The organism is Leclercia sp. LTM14, from assembly GCF_023736175.1.
Classification (GTDB): Bacteria; Pseudomonadota; Gammaproteobacteria; order Enterobacterales; family Enterobacteriaceae; genus Enterobacter; species Enterobacter barmai.
In genome coordinates this window covers 1-548 of the sequence record NZ_JAIKTT010000029.1, presented here as the reverse complement: position 1 = coordinate 548, position 548 = coordinate 1, and the positions used below count along the sequence as shown (strand labels likewise).

The window sequence follows — 548 nt, the reverse complement described above, 5'->3', positions numbered from 1 at the left end:
CCGACCGCCGACGCCGACGCGATGCGGATTCCGACGCCGATGCCGATTCTGATGCCGATGCCGATGCCGATGCCGACGCTGACGCAGATGCAGATGCAGATGCAGATGCAGATGCAGATGCCGACGCGGATGCGGACTCCGATTCTGATGCAGACGCTGACGCTGATGCCGACGCCGACGCAGATGCGGATGCGGATTCTGACGCAGATGCCGATGCCGATGCGGACGCAGACGCCGACGCGGATGCGGATTCTGACGCCGACGCTGATGCGGATGCAGACGCGGATGCTGATGCCGATGCGGATGCAGACGCTGATGCGGACGCGGATGCAGACGCTGATGCCGATGCAGATGCGGACGCTGATGCCGATGCTGACGCCGATTCCGATGCCGATGCAGATTCTGATGCCGATGCCGATGCCGATGCGGATGCGGATGCAGATGCAGATGCTGATGCTGATGCGGACGCCGATGCTGATGCGGACGCCGACGCGGATGCTGATGCGGATGCGGATGCAGATGCCGACGCGGATGCGGACTCCGATTCT

At 63.5% G+C, this 548-nt stretch carries 1 protein-coding gene; it reads left to right on the top strand.

Going from position 1 to position 548, the window contains the following annotated elements:
- Positions 1–548 (top strand): hypothetical protein (locus K5I40_RS23775; RefSeq protein ID WP_251931042.1); only part of this gene is annotated, 548 nt, incomplete at both ends.